Below are 18,017 nucleotides of genomic sequence, written 5' to 3' on the forward strand. Positions count from 1 at the left end.
GGGCCTTTGCTTTTTTAGGGGCGCTCTGACTTATGCGGTTGCCTGGATGCCGGCAATCGCCCATTCGCGGCTTTCGTCCAGCGGGCGCACCAGATGCCAGACTTCATCGAAGTTCTCCGCCGCGGCCTCGCTCTGCTCACGGATCAGGCCCCAGAAACGCACGCTGACGATTTGCTGGCCGTTTTCCTGGGTGCGTTCGATCACGCGGGCGTCCAGCTGCAGCACATCGGTGCGTTGGGTCGCGCCCTTGCGGTCCAGCAGCTCTTGTTGCACGGCACCGTACATCTCGGGCGTGGTGAAGCGGCGCAGATCGGCCTGGTCACCGGCATCGTTGGCCGCTTGCAGGCGGATGAAGACGCGTTTGGCGATTTGCTCGAAGGCGGCGTCTTCAGCGCTCGGGCCGGCCGCGACCGGCGCGGCACTGGCGGCTGCGGGTTGTGCCGGCTGGAAGGCCTGCGGCTGCAGTGCCGGGGCGGGCTGGGCCGGTTGTGCGGCTGGGGAGTTAGCCGGGTAAGACGCCGGGCCGGCCGCGGCGTATTGCAGGCCGCCAGCCTGGGCGTTCTTGTTGCCGGCGAAGCGGCGCATCAGGAAGGTGATCAGGAGCAGCGCAGCGCCGCCAATCAGCACCATGGTCATGATGTTGGCCAGGGCGCCACCCATGCCGAAGTGGCTGGCCAGGGCGGCGATGCCCAGGCCGGCGGCCAGGCCGGCAATCGGACCCATCCAGCTGCGCTTGGGCGCCGCGGCAGCGGCGGCCGGCTGAGCTGCAGGGGTTGCCGGCGCGGCTTGCTGGGGTGAGGGCGTGGCCTGCTGGCCTTGGGCCGGCGCGCCGGGGGCGCTCTTGGCCGCATCATGGTTTTGCTGGGGCACGGCCCGTTTCATGCCTGCCGATCCACCGCCACCGAGGCGCTTGGCCTCGGCGTCGAAGGAGGCCAGGCTCAGAACCGAGACGGCGCTCAGGGCAATCAGGGCAGACAACAAAGCACGTTTCACAAAAACTCCTTGAAGGTCAGACGTGACCAGAGTGGCAGATGGGGGAGGCGCGGGGGATTTCAAGACTCGCGAACGTCGGCCAGCACGGTGTTGCCGAAACCTGCGGAGGCCAGGAAGCGCAGCACCTTGCCCGCCGCTTCGGCCGGGCTCATCAGCTGGCCGCCGCTCTTGAAATCGGCAAAGACCTGGCGGTTCGGAAACTTGGCCGGGTCGGCGCTGCGCAGCTGCAGCTGCATCTCGGTGTCGATGATGCCGGGTGCCAGCGAGACGATGACGGCGCCCTGGCCGGCGGGCTTGGCGGCTTCGTCCAGGGCCATGGCGCGCGAAAGGTTGTCCATGCCGGCCTTGGCGGCGCAGTAGGGCGCGCTGCCGGCCATGGCGCGGCGACCCAGGCCGGAGGAGATGTTGAGGATGCGCCGTTTGGACCCCAGCGCGGCCGTGCCGCTCAGGAAGGCACTGCTGAGCAGCAGACAGGACTCCAGGCCCACGCGCAAGGCCATGGACAGTTCGGCCAGCGGCACGCCATCCACCGGGCCGGGCGTGCTGACCACGCCGGCGTTGTTGATCAAGGTGGCGCGGCGGAATCGGCTCAGGTCTTGCTGCGCCAGCCAGGCCGCCAGGCGCTCGGCGGCCGCCAAGGGCTCGGCCAGATCGGCCTGCCATTGCTCCAGCGCCAGGCCGCGCGTGTCGGCCTCACGCTGCAAGGCCTCACTGCGGCCGCGCGAGATGCCGATCAGCTGATGCTCGGGCGCCAGCAGTTGCTGAGCGATGGCTTCGCCCATGCCGCGTGAGGCGCCGGTGATGATGAAAAGTTCGTGAGTGGCACTCATGGGTTCTCCTGCGCTAATCGTGGGTCAGGGCTGGCGTTCCCACACCAGCAGCAGATTGTTGGCCGGCAGGCTCAGGCGCTGGCGCAGCCGCAGGCCGGCCTCTTGCGCGCAGGCCTGCACCGCATCCAGGCTGCGCAGGCCCCAGGCGGGGTTGCGGCTGCGCAGATCGGCGTCAAAGGCCAGATTGCTGGGCGCGGTCGCCTCGCCCGGCACGACAAAAGGGCCGTAAACCGTCAGCAGACCGGTCGCGGCCAGATGCCGGGACGCGCCCCGGAACAGCGCCGCGCTGCTGGCCCAGGGCGAGATGTGCAGCATGTTCGCGCAGTGGATCAGGTCCAGCGGCAGATGCTCGGCCGGCAGGCCCCAGTCGGGGTTCTGCACATCGAGGGCCAGGGCCGCCGGCCCTTGCGGCCACCAGGCGGCGATGGAGGTGCGGGCCTCGGGCGATGGGTCGGAGGCCAGCCAATGCCAGCCGGGCAGGCCGGCGGCGAAATGCGCGATGTGCTGGCCACTGCCGCTGGCGATCTCCAGCGCCCGGCCGCGGGGCGGCAGCAGGGCTTGCAAGGCCTCCAAGATGGGTTGTTTGTTGCGCTCGGCGGCCGGCGAGTGCCGGGCGCCAGGTGATTCGGGCAAGGCTGAGGACATCAAAACTCCGGCGGGCAATCGAAGGACCAGCCGTGTTCCGGCAGTCTCAGGTGGCAGGCGTGCAGCAGCAGGCGAGGTGCGGGGTGCTCGGGTGCGTACAAGGCATCGCCCACGATGGGGTGGCCCAGGGCCAGCATGTGCAGGCGCAGCTGGTGGGTGCGGCCGGTGATCGGCTCCAGCTCGACACGGGTGCAGGCCTGGCCCTCGCGCAGCTCATGGCCGAGCACGCGGTAGCGGGTCTGCGAGGGCTTGCCTTGTTCGAAGCAGACCTTCTGGCGCGGCCGATTTGGCCAGTCGGTGATCAGGGGCAGGTCGATCAGCTGCCAGTCCGCTCCCGCCGCCAGGCTGCCTCGCACCACCGCGATATAGCGCTTGTGCACGCGGCGCTCGGCAAAGTCCTGGCTCAGGCTGCGCTGCCACTCGGGGCCTCGTGCCAGCAGCAGCAGGCCGGAGGTGGCCATGTCCAGGCGGTGGACGATCAGGGCCTCGGGAAAGCGGGCTTGGGCGCGGTGGATGGCGCAGTCCTGCTTGTCCTCGCCGCGGCCGGGCACGGACAGCAGGCCGCTGGGCTTGTTCAGCAGCAGGATCTCCTCGCGCTCAACCAGCAGGTTCAGGGCGGGCAGGGGTTTCACCTTCAGAACTGGTCCACCCAGCCCGACTGCAAGGCCGATTGCGGGTTGGAGCCGGCCGCGCGCACGGCGGCCAGGGCTGCCTCGCGCGGCAGGCCCAGGCTTTTCAGCACACAGGCGGCCACGGTGCCGGTGCGGCCGATGCCGGCGGCGCAATGCAGCAGCACCTGCTCGCCCAGCACCAGGCTGTGGGCGATCTGCTCCACACCCTGGCGGAAGGCCTGCGGGTCGGCACCGAGGCCGAAGTCGCGCATGGGCAGGTGTTGCCAGCGGAAGGGCAGCCGCCCCTCGGCGATTGCCTTGTGGTAGCCGGGCGAGAGCTGGGCTACCTCTTCGAGCGGGTTCAGGCAGACCACCAGATGCAGCTGGCGCAATCGCGCTTCGTCGAGGAAGGCGGGCCAGGATTCGAGGCGGCCGGGCATGGATTGCAGCCACAGGCGACCCGAGGAATGTGGATCCAGCGCAGGCAGGGAAACGGGGCGAAACGGCATGTTGTCAGGGCTTCAGGGAAGGCGGGCGGACGCGGAGTCCAGCCAGGGACCATCGAGGATATCGCGGGTTTCTTGCACAGCGATGGTCCAGAGCCGCTCCATCACCTCGGGCGGCTGCTGGTAGTGGCCGCCGTAGCAGCCATCGCCGAGGTAGGCGCGCTTGGCGACCGGGTCCATCAAGGCCATGCGGGCGTAGTCGACCAGGGGCTTGGGTGCATCGGGCAGGGCGACGCCGGGCAGGCGGGTCAGGCCCTCGAAATTCTCCGTCCAGCTGGCGTGCGAGGCCTGCGGGTCGTGCTCGCGCACAAAAGCCATGGTGCACGGTGCCGCCCACCAGTTGTGCCATTTGAGCTGGATGCCCGGCAGCTCGGCGCCCAAGGCCTGCAAGAGCGCGGAGGCGCCGTAGTTACCGCCATGGCCGTTGACGATGACGATGCGGCGAAAACCATGCTGGTGCAGCGAGCCGATCAGGTCGCGCAAGACCTGCAGCAAGGTCTCCAGGCGCAAGCTCATGGTGCCAGGGTAGGCCATGTAAGTGGGTGTGACGCCGTAGGCCTGGGCCGGAAAAACAGGCACACCCAGCGGTTCGGCTGCCGCCGCCGCCACCTCTTCGGCCAGGATGGCATCCACGGCCAGGGACAGAAACGCGTGCTGCTCGACGCTGCCCAGGGGCAGCACGGCGCGGTCGTCCTGGCGCAGGTAGCGCTCGACCATGGACCAGTTGCAGTCTTTGATGCGCATGAGCTGAGAAGAGGAGGGTGGACAGGCTTTGAAGGGCGGGGCGAAAGGCGTCGCGATTGTGCCCTGCAAGCGGCTTCTCATGCAGCCAAGCTGCCATGATGGCGGCCGTCTTGTTTTGCATGGCGAACACATTCTTTTCATGCCCTGTCCCCGATGAGTCCAGCTACCGCCGCGCCCGCCATCCGCCACCCCAGCTGGGTGCTGCTGGCCATCTGCGCCCTGTCCTTGATGAGCACGGTGGGCATGGCCTTGCCCTATCCCATCCTGGCGCCGATCTTTGTCGGCGGGCCGGTCGATGACTTCACCCATTTCGCCGGCCTGGACCCGCGCCTGCTGATGGGGCTGGCGCTGGCGGCCAACCCGCTCGGCATCCTGATCGGCAATCTCTTCATCGGCCCGCTGTCCGATCGCCATGGCCGGCGCCGCGTGCTGGCCGTGACCATCACCGCCACCTTGCTCAGCTACGGGCTCACGGCCTTTGCCCTCGGCCAGCGCTGGTACCTGCTGTTTGTGTTGGCGCGCTTCATCACCGGCCTGACCGAGGGCAATGTGGCGGTGGCGCGCGCTCTGCTGGCCGATATGCATGAGCAGATCGACCGCACCCAGGCTTTTGCCTGGCTCAATGCCTGCCTCTACATGGGCTGGCTGCTGGGCCCCCTGGTCGGTGGCCTGACCCTACCGCTGGGCGAGAGCGTGCCGTTCTTGCTGGCCGGCCTGGCCATGCTGCCCTGCCTGCTGGTGCTGACGCTCTGGGTGCCCGATTGGCGGCCGACTCCAGCGGCCGGCAGCGCCCCTCAGCCGGGTTTCTCGGGTTTCTGGCGCCAGCTGCGCGAGCAGCAGGTGTTGGGGCTCTTGCGTGCCGACCCGGTGCTGGCGGCCTTGTTTGCGCTGCAGCTGATGTACTGCCTGGGCGTCAACGCGCTGTACGAGTTCGCGCCGCTGTGGATGCTGGAGAACATGGGCTTGGGCAGCGCTGGCATCGCCTGGGTGACGGCGGCGCAATGTGCAGCCATGACCACGGCCAGTGTGGTGGCCGGCCGCCTGCCGGCCAGCCGCCGGCCGCTGCGGCGGGCGGCCCTGCTGGCGCTGTGTGCCGCCCTGGGCCTGAGCAGCCTGGTGCTGCTGCCCGGGCCGCTGGGCCTGGCGGCCATCGTCGGCCTGGGCTTGCCGCTGGCGCTTTACAACGCGGTGCTGCCGGCCTGGATGTCCGAGCGTTTTGCCGGCCATGGCCAGGGCCGGGTGATGGGCCTGCTGTCCACGGTGTTCTGCCTGTCAAATGTCTTGATGGCGCTGATCGGCGGCGGCCTGGCCCTGCTGTCCACACGCTGGATCATGGGCCTGGGCGGCGTCTGCTGCGTGGCCGCGTCCTTGCTGCTGCTGCGCCTGGCGCGGCGCGAAGCAGCCCGGTCCGAGCCGTCTCAGGACACGATGTAGGCGCCGGCGCCGCAGCTGATCAGGCGGCCTTCAGCATCGAAGAACTCCATGCGGGTGGAGGCCACCCGGCTGCCCAGGCGCAGCACCTGGGCGGTGGCGCGAAAGGCGGGCCCGTTGCCCGGGCGCAGGTAGTCGATGCGCAGGTCGATGGTGCCCAGCTTGCCAAAGCGCTGCAGGCGCGCCTCAGCGCTCTCATCGAGGTGCCGCGCGCCGATGGCTGCCATCACGGCCAGGCCGCCCATGGCATCGAGCGTGGCACTGATGACGCCGCCGTGCAGGCGCTGGTGCGTGAAATGGCCGATCAGCTCGGGCCGCATCTGCAGGCGGGCGCTGGCGGCATCGGCGGTCAGCGATTCGATCTGCAGGCCCAGAACCTGGTTGAAGCAGATCTGGCGCTCGAACATCTCGCACAGGCGCTCGGTGAACTCGGTGTCGAAGATGCTGTTCACTGGGGCGTGGTTCATGGGAGGCATGTCGCAGGAGAAAAGAAGAGAGCAGCCGGCTCAGACCACCAGCAGTTTGTGGATCAGGTCGGGCGTGGAGGCGGCGCCGTATTTCTTCATCAGCCGGGCGCGGTAGACGTCCACCGTGCGCGGGCTGATGGCCAGGCGGCGGCCGATCAGCTTGCTGGTCAGGCCCTCGATCAGCAGGGCGGCGATTTCGCGCTCGCGCGGGGTCAGCTCGGCCTTGAGGCGGCGGTGCGGCGAGAGGTCGACAAAGCTCCAGATGCCTTCCGCATGCGGATCGCTGGGCTTGAGCGCGCGGCCCGAGACATGGCACCAGAACAGCTGGCCGTTGCCGAGGCGGCGCATCAGGCGGTCGTCGGCATAGCAGCCCTGGGCGTCGAGGCTGGCGATGATGCGCTCGCCGGTGCGTTCGAACTCGACCACGCTGGGGTAGAGGATCTCCAGGCTCTGGCCGACCAGATCCTCGCGCCGCGCCTGGAACATGGCCAGCAGTTGCTGGTTGCAGTCCTGGATCAGGCGCTGCGCCGACAGCACCAGGCCCATGGGGGCGAGGTCAAAGGCGGTGCGGTAGTCGAGCGGCATGGGCAGTCGGCAGGCAAGCGATGGCGGGGCGCGATTGTGGGGCGCGATTGTGGGGCGCGATTGTGGCTCAGGCGGATCGCTTCAGGGCGCTGCGCAGCGTTCAGGGTGGGCTGACCGGCGGCATGTAGACGATTTTGAGCGAGGGATCCAGGCCGCTGCTGTCCATGAAGGCCAGGGCATTGGGTGTGTTCAACAACCAGGCGCGCAGCGCTGCGCTCTGCCCGAACTCGCGCGGCGCGCGGCCACGGCCGCTGAAGGTCATGCGTGACCAGATGGCTTTGACCTGGGCCGCATCCTTCTCAAGCACCCGGTTGTAGAACTCGTGTTTGAGCTCACCGCTCTGGCTGCCCAGCACCGGCCGGCCGCCGCCGGGCAGTTCCAGTGTTTCGCCCAGGAACAAGGCCGCCACCTGCTGCTGGCTCAGCAGCTTGACCGAACTCTGGGCCGACATCACCAGCACCGGCTGGGGCGGGCTGTAGTTCCTGATGATCTGCTCGATGCGACCGCTGGCCTGCAGCCGCTCCAGTCCGGCCAGCAGCATGGCGGCATCAAGCCGGCCGTTGCGCGGCACGGCGCAGCGGAACTCGGTGCGCGTGATGGGAAGCCGCCAGTTGGCGAACTGGTGGCCGGGGGTGTTGCGCATATGCCATTCGATCTCGCGCGTGTCGGACACGATGTAGGGCGAGCGGATCAGCTTGAGCTTTTGCAGATTGCGATCGACGGCAAAGGTGTCGTCCCGGCGCAGCCGCCCATCATTGAAGCGCTCCTCCAGCCCGGGGTAGACAAAGCCCAGCACCGTGCCGATGGTCTGGCCGCGGTGCAGCTGATCGAGTGCTGTGATGGGCACAGCCGATTCATGACCGGCCAGCACCGTGGCCAGTTCGAACAGCGGCGGACCCCAGTGGTAAGCCTCGGGGTTGCGCACCCAGTCGCGGCTCAGGTGGCAACGCAGATCCACATCACCGGCCAGCACCGCCGCGTCGACCCGGGTGCGCGGCAGTACCTGGGTTTGCACCGTCAGACCCAGTTGCTCGGCCAGGGTGTGGACGATGTCGTGGTTGATGCCTGCCACCAGTGCCCCATCGCGGTAAAAGGCATAGGGCGCCGACCACGACTGCACGGCCGAGACTCGGAGTGCTTTGCCGGCCTCCGATCTGGCGGGCGCCGAAGCCAGCGTTTGAAGCGGCGTCTGAACCGACGGCTGGGCCAGGGCCGGTGTCGCCAGCATCGCCGAGGCCGCCAGCAGCAAAGCTGGCAGGCAGGCACGTCCGGCCCGGCCCGGCACCGGGCGGAGCCGCAGGCTGGCGCAGGTGCAGGGGCGGGCGCGTGCGTTCATGGGTGCTTCACCTCAGAACACAAAATCCAGATTCAGGCTGAGCACGCGCAACTGGCCGTCCCAGCTTGGGCCGCGGTAGCTGCCGATGGGCGGAGGCGCCGGGTAGCTCACGCTGCCGGTCTGGCCCAGGCGGATCTCCTGGGTGTTCTTCAGCCATTCATGGTGGAGCTTGAGTGCCAGGTTCTCTGCAAAGTCCCAGCGCAGGCCGGCCTGCCAGCTGCGCCGTCCGTTGGCGCTTTGCAGGAAGCGATCAAAGGCAGCGTTGGCCGCCTGCGCGGCCGGCGGCGTTCCGGCAGCGCTCTGAAATCCCAACGCTGCCTCGATGAAGCGGGTCTGGCCAATGCCTAGGAAAGGCGTGAAGGCGCCCATGCGGCGAGACAGCTGGGCATACCAGGCATTGGCGTCGGCCACCAGGATGGAGTCGGAGCGGCGCCGCATCCATTCGGCACTCAGGGTCCAGGCACCTTGCTCCAGATTGAACCCCCCGGTATCGATGACTGCGCGCACCTGAGCCGGCGCTCGGGCACTCAGGACGCTGGCGCAGTTGGCGCAGCCTGTGGCGCCCGAGGCCAGCACTTGCAACTGGGCCAAGGTGGCGGGCAGCTGGGCGTCGATCTGATACTCCGAGCGCCCCAGGCGCAAGCTCCAGTGCCCTTGGCGCCATTGGGCTGCCAGGGCCGTGATGGCGCGAGCCTTGATGCGTCCGGTGGTCAGGTCCACTTTGGCGCGGCCGTGGACCGCGTCCAGGCTCAGCTCGCCCGGACCCAAGGTGTGGCGCCAGATGGCGCCCAGGCCATCGACCTTGGTGATGGGGTTGAGGTGGTAGAGCGAGCTGTATGGCCGCACATTGGTCAGGGCGTAGGCCACATTGCGGGTCTCAGACAACATGAACACCGGCAGTGCCAGGCGACCGGCCCGCAGGCTCAGCGGGGTCGAGGTCTCCCAGCCGAGGTAGAGCCATTCGGTGCGGGGCCGGAAACGCAGCACGATATCGTCCTTGGCCAGCACCTGCCACACCAGGCGCAGCGGCCCGTTGGGGTTGAGGGTGAGCTGCCCGGAGAGCTGGCTGTCGCCGTCGAAGCGCCAGTCGCGCAGCGAGGCATTGGCATTGCGCGCATCGGGCCGCATGCTGGCCACGGCGTCGTTGGAGCGGTAGGCGCCCAGGGTGCCGAAACCATCGAGCTTGACCCATTCGGCCAGGTCGCCGGCGGCCGGTGCGGCGCCGATTTCCGCGTTCGGCATAGGCTCGGGTTCGGCACGCACAGCCATGGCGCCCGCGGCCAGCAGCAGGGCCGACAGCACCGATGGTCGCCAGCCGTGGTGTGCCGCGTCCTTCATAGCAGGGCGTAGGTGGTGGTGGCCTGGGCGGCCAGGCGTTCATCGGGGTTGAGGATGTCGATGCTGCCAAAAGCCAGGCTCTTGCCCCGTCGCAGCACCGTGGCGCGAATCAGGCAGAAGGGCCCCGAGATCGGACGCAAAAAACTGGTTTGCAACTGCACGGTGGTCATGGGTTTGAATTCACCCAGCTCGGTCATCATGGCCAGCACCATGGCCGTATCGGCCGCGGCCATGGCCACCTGGCCGCACATCACGCCGCCGACATGGACAAACGCGGGCTTGACCGGCAGGCGCAGGCTCACTTCACCAGGGCTGCAGCTCAGCACCTCGAGACCCATGTCGACGATCCAGGGCGCGAAGATTCGGGGCAGGGCGGCTTGCAGGTCCGAGGCCTGGAGGCCGGGCGCCGGCGGAGGGGTGTGGGTGCTCATGGCTGGTTCTCAAGGCATGTAGACAATGCGCAGGCTCGGGTCCACCAGGGCCAGGGGCAAAAAACCCACGGCTTCCGCGTGACGCTGCAAGAAGAGCTTGGTGGTTTCGGCCGAACTCAATTCTGCGGGGGCTTTACGGCGACCTCCGAACTGTTGCGCCGCCCAGGAGGCTCGAAACTGGGCGGGCTCTCGCTTGAGTATCGACGCAAAAAATTGTTGACGCTCGGGGCCGTTGCTCATCACCGGCAGAGCCGGCAGATCGTCTTGCAGACTGTGGCGCAAGCCCAGGAACAGCTCGGCCAGTGCCTTGCGACTGACTTGCCGCAGAGGGCTGCGTACGGACACCACCACCGCCAACGCGGGTGCGCTGCGCGCGGTGACGATGGCTTCGATGCGGCCGCTGCTGAGCAGTTGCTCCATACCCGCCAGCATGTGCTTGACCTCGTAGCGGCCACGCGGCGAAAACCAGCAGCGGTAGGCCCGTGTGCCCAGCAGCAGGCGCCAGGACGCCAGCCCTGCCGGTCCTTCGCTGCCGCTCTGGCTGGTGAACCAGCTCAGTGTCTGTCGGCTGCCAACGGCATACGGGTGGCGCTCCAGGGCGAGCTTGCGCAGCATGCGCTCCTCGTCCAGTGCGTCGTCGCGCTTGAGGTGGCCCTGCGCAACCAGGGTGTCGAGCACGGGGTAGGCCTGGGCTTGCAAGGCGCCGATGGTGCTGCCGAGAGGCACTTGCTCCAGCGAGTCCACTGCCGCTGCGTCGGGGTGGGCTGCCAACAGGTCCTGAACATCGAACAGACCCGGGCTTTGCGGCAGCGGCTCCGGACGAGGGGCCTGCAAGGGGCTGAGATTGCAGGCCATGTCGGCCTCGCCGTTCAGCAAGGCCGTTTCGATGCGCAGCCGTGGCAGGGCCTGCCATTCGAAGCGTGCATGAAGCAGTGCCGCCAAAGCCTGGCCAATCTCGACATCGATGCCGGCGCTGACCTGCTGCTCTCGCCAGATCACAAAGGGCGGGCTGTTGGCCCGGGAGATCGCGACCCGCAGGGCCGGCGGCTCCTCTGCACAGCGGGCGGGCTCGGGCAGGCTGCCGCACAGGACCAAGGTCGAGCACAGGGCCCACCAGCCCGCGAGCCATTTGCCCGGCCTGCGGGACCTGCGGCGCTCGGTGTCTTGAGAGTGGCGCATGTCCGCAGCCTGTTCAGAACACAAAATCTGCGCTGACCGTCAGCAGGTTCAAGCGCCCATCCCAGGGGGCGCTGTTGGGCAGCAGGCGGATCTCGCCATCGCGCGGCGTGCTGCGGTCGCGCGTGGCGGTCCAGCGTTCGAGCTGCAGCTTGAGGGCCAGCTTCTCAAAGCAATCCCAGCGCAGGCCCAGCAGTTCGATGCGGCGGTCCCAGGGGCGCTGCAGGCTGCGGTCCAGGTCGGCCAGGCTTTGCGCGCTCGCTTCGGGGCTGCCGGGTGCTGCTTGCAAGCCCAGCGGCGCTTCGGTGTGGGCGGAACGGCCGACCGCGGCATAAGGCGTCCAGCGCCCGAAACGGCGCGCCAGCAGGGCGTACCAGGCCTGGACCTTGGCGTTGAAGACCGAGTTGCCGCCGCGCTGCATGGCCTCGGCGGTCAGCGTCCAGTCCGCATGCTCCCAGACCAGGGCGAGGTTGATCACATGGCCTTGGACGCCCCGGGTGCGCGCGCGCTGTGGCAGGACCTCGCTGCAATTGAGGCACAGCTGCGGCGAGTTGCTCAGCGCCTGCAACTGCGCCTCCAGGCCGGGCGAGATCAAGTCAAAGCGAAATGCGGCCCCGCCCAGGCGCAAGGCCAGGCCCTCACGCTGCCAGCGCAGGGCGCTGGCCAGCAGGGCCTGGGTGTCCACCCGTCCGCGCGGCACGGTCAGGCGGTTGCGCCCGGCGCCCAGGTCCCAGCTCAGGGTGCCACCCAAGGCTGCGCCGCTCCAGCTGGCGTTGATGCCGTCAACCGGTTCGCTGCTGTTCAGGCCGTAGACGGCCGACATGGGGCGAACGGGGGTGTGGGCAAAGCCCACGCGGCTGCTCTCCGAGCTCAGAAAAATCGGCAGCGGCTGGCGCCCGATGCGCAAGGACCAATCCGGCGCGAATTGCCAGCCCAGATAGGCCCATTCGGTGTTCGGTCGGTAGCCGCGGGACAGTTCGTCCCGGGCTTGCACCTGCCAGACCCATTCCACCGTGTCGCTGCTGGACCATCGCAGTTGCAGGCCCAGCACGGTGTCGCCATCGGCGCGCCATTGCCCCGCTTGCGAGGCCAGCCGCACCCGCTCGCCGGGCCGGGCCGCCACCACGGCATCGTCATTGCGGTAGGCCGACAGGGTGCCGAAGCCTTCCAGCTGCAGGCCCTGCGCGCCGGGAGCGCCCTCAGCGAGCGCAGGGCTGGACAGGCCGCCGAGCAGGCACCCGAGCCCCATCAGCCGCGCGACCCAGGCGGGTCGAGGCTTTTGCCATCCCTTCATGCGGTTCTCCTGGAGTGAGCGCATGTGCGCATTCCGACCGTCGAGTGTTAGGCGATTCTACGTAATGGAGTAAGTAGTAAGCTGCGAATCTTCCGGTGGATTGATGGAGAAGCATCGATGAACAAGGTTTTTGCGAGCGCGGCTGAGGCGCTGTCCGGCCTGGTCCGAGACGGCCAGCTGCTGGCCGTGGGCGGCTTTGGCCTCTGCGGCATCCCCGAGGCTTTGATTGCCGCGCTGCGCGACAGCGCCGTCAAGGACTTGACGGTCATTTCCAACAACGCCGGCGTCGACGGCTTCGGCCTCGGCCAGCTGCTGGAAACGCGCCAGATCAAGAAGATGATCTCCAGCTATGTGGGCGAGAACAAGGAGTTCGAGCGCCAGTACCTGGCCGGCGAGCTGCAGCTGGAGTTCACCCCGCAAGGCACGCTGGCCGAGAAGCTGCGCGCCGGTGGCGCCGGCATTCCGGCCTTCTACACCCGCACCGGCGTCGGCACCATCGTGGCCGAAGGCAAGGAGTTGCGCGAGTTCGACGGCCAGACCTATGTGTTGGAACACGCCCTGCTGCCCGATGTGGCCCTGGTCAAGGCCTGGAAGGCCGACAAGAGCGGCAATCTGGTCTTCCGCCGCACGGCGCGCAACTTCAATCCGGCCGTGGCCATGGCCGGCAAGGTGACCGTGGTCGAGGTGGAGCAACTGGTCGAGGTCGGCGAGATCGATCCTGATGCGGTGCACCTGCCCGGCATCTACGTCCAGCGCATCGTGGTCAATGCCACGCCCGAAAAGCGCATTGAGAAACGCACCCTGACTGTGAAGGAAGCCTGATCATGGCCTGGACCCAAGACCAAATGGCCGCCCGCGCGGCCCAGGAGCTGCAAGACGGCTTCTACGTCAACCTCGGCATCGGCATTCCCACCCTGGTGGCCAATTTCGTGCCCAAGGACATCGAAGTCTGGCTGCAGAGCGAGAACGGCATGCTGGGCATCGGCCCCTTCCCGACCGAGGATGAGGTCGACGCCGACCTGATCAACGCCGGCAAGCAAACCGTCACCACCATCCCCGGCTCCAGCATCTTTGGCAGCCATGAGAGCTTCGCCATGATCCGCGGCGGCAAGATCAATCTGTCCATCCTCGGCGCCATGCAGGTCAGCGAGAAGGGAGATCTGGCCAACTGGATGATCCCGGGCAAGATGGTCAAGGGCATGGGCGGCGCCATGGACCTGGTGGCCGGCGTCAAGCGCGTGATCGTGCTGATGGAGCATGTGGCGCGCAAGAAGGACGGCACGACCGACCTCAAGATCCTGCCCCAGTGCACCCTGCCGCTGACCGGCCTGGGCGTGGTCAACCGCATCATCACCGACCTGGCCGTCATCGACGTGACGCCCGAGGGTCTCGAGCTCGTCGAGCTGGCCGAAGGCGTGACGCGCGAAGAGGTGCAGAGCAAGACCGGCGTGCCCCTGCTCTGAGCCGAGGCTGAGATTCACGGCGCCCGCTCGGGCGTCTAGCCCCGCCGCCATCGTGCATGGTTGCGGGGCTTTTTGTTGGCCTGTGTTTCATGGGGGGCTGGGATCGGCCCCCGCATTAACCAGAATTTCAAGCGGCAGGGTGCTGGCTAGAGTGAGGCCTTCCACGACAATCGGCGTGAGCAGCGCCGCAGCTGTATGGTATCCGCTAGTGCGAGCCGCGAGTCTCAGGAGACTGGCGCCGATGGTGCCGCCGAAGCGCGTCTGCGCTGGCGGGCCGCCCTGTTCTTTCTGAGCATGCTGGCCCTGCTGCTGATTCCGGCGGCCTATTTTTTTCAGGCGCGCTTCGAGCCCTGTGGCAACCCGCTGGAGCCCGGCCCGGCAGCCTGGAGCCGCGAGTGGTGGGCCTGTCCGATCGAGCGCAACCGCGCTGAGCGCCGTCATGGCATGGACTTGCTGGCCGAGCTGCGCGCCGTCCACACCCATGCGGACGGGCAGCGCGGCTGGGCCGTCGGCAGCCGTGGCGCCCTGCTGCGCACCGAGGACGGTGGCCACTCCTGGGATCTGGTGGATCTGCCTGCCGAGCTGAACTCGCCCATCCTGAACGCCCTGGTGTTCGCGGCCGACGGCTTGCGCGGTTGGGCGGCGGCGGAGGGCGGCGAGATCCTGGCCACGCTCGATGGCGGCAAGAACTGGAAGCTGCAGCGGCGTGAAGCGGGTAAGCGCTGGATGCAGCTGCTGAGCACGGCCGATGGTTTGAAAGTCTGGGCCTTGAGTGAGCAAGGTGAGGTCCATACTTCGGCGGATGGTGGCCAAACCTGGGCTTCTCAGGCGGCGGAGCTGCCGGCACGCATCCTGGGGCTGGCCTTGCAAGCCGGAGGCCAGCGCCTGTGGGCCATGGACGGCAACGGGCAGGCCTGGGACCGCGCGAGCCTGAGTGAGCCCTGGCGCTCGCGCAGTTTGAGCGAGCGGCAGCACTTTCAGACGCGGGACCCCTTGGGCATTCCGAGCCGCGTCCAGCTTTCCGCCCTGGGCACCAGGGCTTGGGCCTTGAGCCGTTCAGGCTTGCTGCAGTTCACCGAGGATGGCGGCGCGAGCTGGGCCTCACCCGCCCAGCTTCCGGATCTGGAGATCTCATCGGTCCACGCGCATGAGGATGGCCTGAGTGTCTGGGCGGTGGGCCGGCGTGGGCGCATCGCCCTCAGCCGCGATGGCGGACGCACTTGGGCGCTGCAGGCCAGTGCCAGCAGCGCCGATTTGCACTCAGTGAGCTTTGCACCCGATGGCCTGCGAGGCTGGGCCGTCGGCGAGCAAGGGACGGTGCTGCGTACCGTCGATGGTGGGCAGCACTGGCGATTGCAGCAATCCAGCCTGCGCCCGACCTGGCACCAGGTCGCTTTGATGCCAGATGGGCGGCAGGCTTTTGTGGCCGGTCCGCCGGGTGTGATCCAGCGCACGGTGGACGGGGGGCGAGTCTGGCAGGTGCAGGCCACGGGCGCGCGCGATGATTTGCACCGAGGTGCATTTTTGATCGATGGGCTGCGTGGCTGGGTGGTCGGCAACCGCGACGCCATTTTGGCGACCCGCGATGGTGGGAAGACCTGGCTGCCTCAGGCCCGTGGCCAAGTCGATAGGGATCTCGTGGACGTGTACTTCCTGCCTGACGGACTCAGGGGCTGGGCGGTGGGTCAGAAGGGGCTGATCCGGGCCACGGTCGATGGCGGCCTGACCTGGCTGGACCGCAGCCTGGACGCTGAGGCTCAGAAGGAGGTGGCGCTGTTCGGCATTCACGCTTCGGCGGACGGGCGGCGTCTGTGCGTGGTGGGCGATCACGGCGTATGGCTCAGTGAGGATGGCGGCGAGCGCTGGAAACGTGCTGGCGCGACGCCCTTCAAGGTTAGGTTGTTGGCTGTGACCGGTTCGTCAGATGGCCAGCGGCTATGGGCTGTGGGCGAGGGCGGTCGATTCCTGCGCAGCCAGGACGGCGGGCAGACTTGGCAGTTTCAGCAGTTGGCGTCTGCCCGCGGGTTTCTCTTGGGTGTGAGCTTTCTTTCCGATGGGCAACGCGGCTGGGTGGCGGGAGAAAAGGGCAGCTTGCTCTACACCCGCGACGGCGGCAGCAGCTGGCAGGCCGCCAAGACCTTGCCGGCCGGTGTCGAGCGCTTAGCGCTGGCCAGCGTCAGCTTTCTTGAAGATGGCTTGACGGGTCTGGCAGCCGGCCAGGGCGGGCTCATCCTCAGCAGCCGTGATGGCGGCCAGAGCTGGGCCCTGGCCAGCAGCGGTCATGCGCAGTGGCCGGTGCCCGGCTTCTGGGCCTTGTTGGCGGGCCTGTCGCTGCTTTTGCTGTCCCTGGTGGGGGTGATGGCCTGGCGCTTTCGGGGCACACCACAGAGCTTGCGCGGCCTGCTCAATGCCCGTGCCGAAGCCGACACGCCAATCAGCCGGGGCGACCAGGACAAGCTCAACTTCCGCCCCGTGGTGGATGCGCTGAGCTACTTTCTGCGCCACCAGGCCACGCAAGCGCCTCTGACCGTGGCGCTGGCCGCCCCCTGGGGCCGGGGCAAGAGCTCGATGATGCGCATGCTGGAGGACAAGCTGCAGCGCGGCGGCCTGCACACGGTCTGGTTCAATGTCTGGCACCACCAGAAGGAGCCGGTGCTGCTGGCGGCCTTGCTCAATGCCTTGAGTGCGCAGGCGGTGCCGGGCTGGTTGACGGTGAGCGGCTGGGCGTTCCGCAGCAAGCTGGTGTGGCTGCGCTTTGCCCGCCAGCCCTTTTTGGGCCTGGGCCCCTTGCTGATCTGGTTCTTCATGACGCTTTTCGTGCCCTTGTACCTGTTGGTGGGCACGCTGATGTATGGCTTCTCGGGGGTGGCGCTTTCTCAGGGCAGCCCGGCTTTCGCCTCGCTCGCCGACGGCCTGCTGGCGCTGGCGGCCCTGGTGACCGGCAACCCGGCCAGCGAGGCCTTGATGGCCGGCGAGTGGAGCAAGTTCCTGCGCGAGACCGTGGGCGCCCTGGGTAGCCAGCCGGCCAAGATCGTGCCCCTGCTGCTGACGCTGTGGGGGCTGCTCTCGGTCTTCTTTCTGTTCAGTCATTTCGCGCGCGCCTTTCCGGCGCGGCCAGGGGCGCTGCTGAGCAGCCTGGGGCCCCGCTTTTCGATTGCCGCGGCGGAGGAACAGACCGGCTTTCGCCAGCGCTTTCGCGACCATTTTCTCGACGTGGCCCAGGCCCTGCGGCCGGGCACCTTGACCGTGTTCATCGACGACCTGGACCGCTGCGAGCCGGCCAAGGCGGCCGAGATGCTGGAGGCGGTGAACTACCTCAGCGATGCCGGCCCCTGCTTCATCGTTCTGGGCATGGCCATGGAGGTGGTGGAGGCCCAGCTGGGTGAAACCTACAAGGACCTGGCACAGCGCAAGCATGATTTCGATCTCGCGCGCCAGGCGCAAGAGGGTGCGCGGACCCATGCCAGCGGCAAGGCCTCGGATGATCTTGCGGCTGCATCAGAGGCGCCGCCGCCCAAGGCTGCGCCCAGCAGCCAGCAGGTGCAGCTGAGCTATGCCCGCAAGTATCTGGAAAAGCTGGTGCAGATCTATGTGCCCGTGCCTTCGCCCAGCGAGGAGGGCCTGGCGCAGCTGCTGGCCGAGGGTGGTCCCACGCTGCCGCAGCGCGCCGCCGTGGCCCGGGCGCTGGCATTGGAGCAAAGCCTGGCCCAGTTCAACCGGCGTTTCTGGAGCGTGTTTCGCTTCGCCTTCGTCTTGCTGGCCCTGCTGTGGCTGGCATCGGAGGGCCAGCAGTGGAACGCCCAGCGGGAACAGGCCCGCCGCGATGATGCGACGGCGAAGATGCAAGCCTGGGATCAGACCCTGCTGCAGCGCCAGGCGGCCGTGGCCGAGGCGCGCCGCTATGCCCATTGGCTCTCGCTTCAGCGCATGCCGGCGCCGTCGTCGGTGGCAGCGCCGGCTCCCAGGCCGGCGGCCTCGACAGCTCTGGACTCCGGTGCGCTTCGGCGCGCGCCCAGCGTCCCTCCCGCCCCGCCGCCGGACGAGGCTTACCTTCGTGCCCAGCAGGCTCGCCAGGTGCTGCAGCAGGAGCAGGCCTGGCAGCGCTCGCAGGAGGCTCAAGCCTGGCTGGACAAGCTCAGCCAGCAGCGCCGCGACGAGGCTTATCAG

General features: G+C 68.1%; 16 protein-coding genes and 1 pseudogene. 4 read left to right on the forward strand and 13 right to left on the reverse strand.

Translation table 11 applies throughout. The annotated features are described in order from the left end of the window. Positions 1-30: 30 nt before the first annotated feature. From AC1Q6P_RS08765 to AC1Q6P_RS08790, 6 genes are read right to left on the reverse strand one after another with little or no spacing between them, the layout of a single operon-like run. Complete coding sequence (locus tag AC1Q6P_RS08765) at positions 31-993, reverse strand: Tim44 domain-containing protein (RefSeq protein ID WP_492663626.1); 963 nt, start codon at positions 991-993, stop codon at positions 31-33. Positions 994-1,052: 59 nt separating this feature from the next. Further along, positions 1,053-1,823 carry an SDR family NAD(P)-dependent oxidoreductase gene (locus tag AC1Q6P_RS08770; RefSeq protein WP_492663625.1) on the reverse strand — a complete coding sequence of 257 codons (771 nt, stop codon included), beginning with the start codon at positions 1,821-1,823 and terminating at the stop codon, positions 1,053-1,055. Between the two features lie 24 nt (positions 1,824-1,847). Then, the gene (locus AC1Q6P_RS08775) at positions 1,848-2,468 is read right to left on the reverse strand and encodes a DUF938 domain-containing protein (protein WP_492663624.1); all 621 of its coding nucleotides are present in this window, start codon (positions 2,466-2,468) and stop codon (positions 1,848-1,850) included. Then, positions 2,468-3,100, reverse strand: coding sequence for a pseudouridine synthase (locus AC1Q6P_RS08780; RefSeq protein ID WP_492663623.1), 633 nt, complete (start codon positions 3,098-3,100; stop codon positions 2,468-2,470). The genes AC1Q6P_RS08775 and AC1Q6P_RS08780 overlap by 1 nt, the downstream gene beginning before the upstream one ends. 2 nt (positions 3,101-3,102) lie before the next feature. Beyond that, positions 3,103-3,588 (reverse strand): protein-tyrosine phosphatase family protein, encoded by a 486-nt coding sequence (locus AC1Q6P_RS08785; RefSeq protein WP_492663622.1) that lies wholly within the window; start codon positions 3,586-3,588, stop codon positions 3,103-3,105. Between the two features lie 12 nt (positions 3,589-3,600). After that, complete coding sequence (locus AC1Q6P_RS08790) at positions 3,601-4,329, reverse strand: creatininase family protein (protein WP_492663621.1); 729 nt, start codon at positions 4,327-4,329, stop codon at positions 3,601-3,603. A 153-nt stretch (positions 4,330-4,482) separates the two neighbouring features. On the opposite strand from AC1Q6P_RS08790, the gene AC1Q6P_RS08795 reads away from it, so the two are divergent. Further along, positions 4,483-5,763 carry an MFS transporter gene (locus tag AC1Q6P_RS08795; RefSeq protein ID WP_492663620.1) on the forward strand — a complete coding sequence of 427 codons (1,281 nt, stop codon included), beginning with the start codon at positions 4,483-4,485 and terminating at the stop codon, positions 5,761-5,763. Here the strand turns inward: AC1Q6P_RS08795 and AC1Q6P_RS08800 are convergent. The 7 genes from AC1Q6P_RS08800 to AC1Q6P_RS08830 form a co-directional block, all read right to left on the reverse strand. Next, entirely contained in the window at positions 5,748-6,227 is a 480-nt protein-coding gene (locus AC1Q6P_RS08800) for a thioesterase family protein (protein WP_492663619.1), read from the reverse strand. The two genes, AC1Q6P_RS08795 and AC1Q6P_RS08800, sit on opposite strands and share 16 nt — an antisense overlap. 39 nt (positions 6,228-6,266) lie before the next feature. Next, positions 6,267-6,812, reverse strand: a complete 546-nt coding sequence (locus AC1Q6P_RS08805; protein WP_492663618.1) for a helix-turn-helix transcriptional regulator — start codon at positions 6,810-6,812, stop codon at positions 6,267-6,269. Between the two features lie 100 nt (positions 6,813-6,912). Next, entirely contained in the window at positions 6,913-8,148 is a 1,236-nt protein-coding gene (locus AC1Q6P_RS08810; RefSeq protein WP_492663617.1) for a substrate-binding periplasmic protein, read from the reverse strand. 12 nt (positions 8,149-8,160) lie between these two features. After that, on the reverse strand, positions 8,161-9,486 hold the full coding sequence (locus AC1Q6P_RS08815; protein ID WP_492663616.1) for a hypothetical protein: 1,326 nt from the start codon (positions 9,484-9,486) through the stop codon (positions 8,161-8,163). Next, positions 9,483-9,917 carry a PaaI family thioesterase gene (locus tag AC1Q6P_RS08820; protein WP_492663615.1) on the reverse strand — a complete coding sequence of 145 codons (435 nt, stop codon included), beginning with the start codon at positions 9,915-9,917 and terminating at the stop codon, positions 9,483-9,485. The genes AC1Q6P_RS08815 and AC1Q6P_RS08820 overlap by 4 nt, the downstream gene beginning before the upstream one ends. A gap of 9 nt (positions 9,918-9,926) precedes the next feature. Beyond that, positions 9,927-11,096 carry a substrate-binding periplasmic protein gene (locus AC1Q6P_RS08825; RefSeq protein ID WP_492663614.1) on the reverse strand — a complete coding sequence of 390 codons (1,170 nt, stop codon included), beginning with the start codon at positions 11,094-11,096 and terminating at the stop codon, positions 9,927-9,929. 13 nt (positions 11,097-11,109) lie between these two features. Continuing rightward, entirely contained in the window at positions 11,110-12,387 is a 1,278-nt protein-coding gene (locus AC1Q6P_RS08830; protein WP_492663613.1) for a hypothetical protein, read from the reverse strand. 117 nt (positions 12,388-12,504) lie between these two features. On the opposite strand from AC1Q6P_RS08830, the gene AC1Q6P_RS08835 reads away from it, so the two are divergent. The 3 genes and pseudogenes from AC1Q6P_RS08835 to AC1Q6P_RS08845 all read left to right on the forward strand — a co-directional run. After that, on the forward strand, positions 12,505-13,209 hold the full coding sequence (locus AC1Q6P_RS08835) for a CoA transferase subunit A (protein ID WP_102770085.1): 705 nt from the start codon (positions 12,505-12,507) through the stop codon (positions 13,207-13,209). 2 nt (positions 13,210-13,211) lie between these two features. Further along, a complete protein-coding gene (locus AC1Q6P_RS08840) occupies positions 13,212-13,850 on the forward strand; it encodes a CoA transferase subunit B (protein WP_492663612.1) in 639 nt (212 codons plus the stop codon). 444 nt (positions 13,851-14,294) lie between these two features. Next, positions 14,295-17,240 (forward strand): annotated as a pseudogene (locus AC1Q6P_RS08845) (YCF48-related protein); the annotation flags it as partial. Positions 17,241-18,017 lie beyond the last annotated feature (777 nt).

Source organism: Roseateles sp. GW835-FHT13E02 (genome assembly GCF_058794035.1).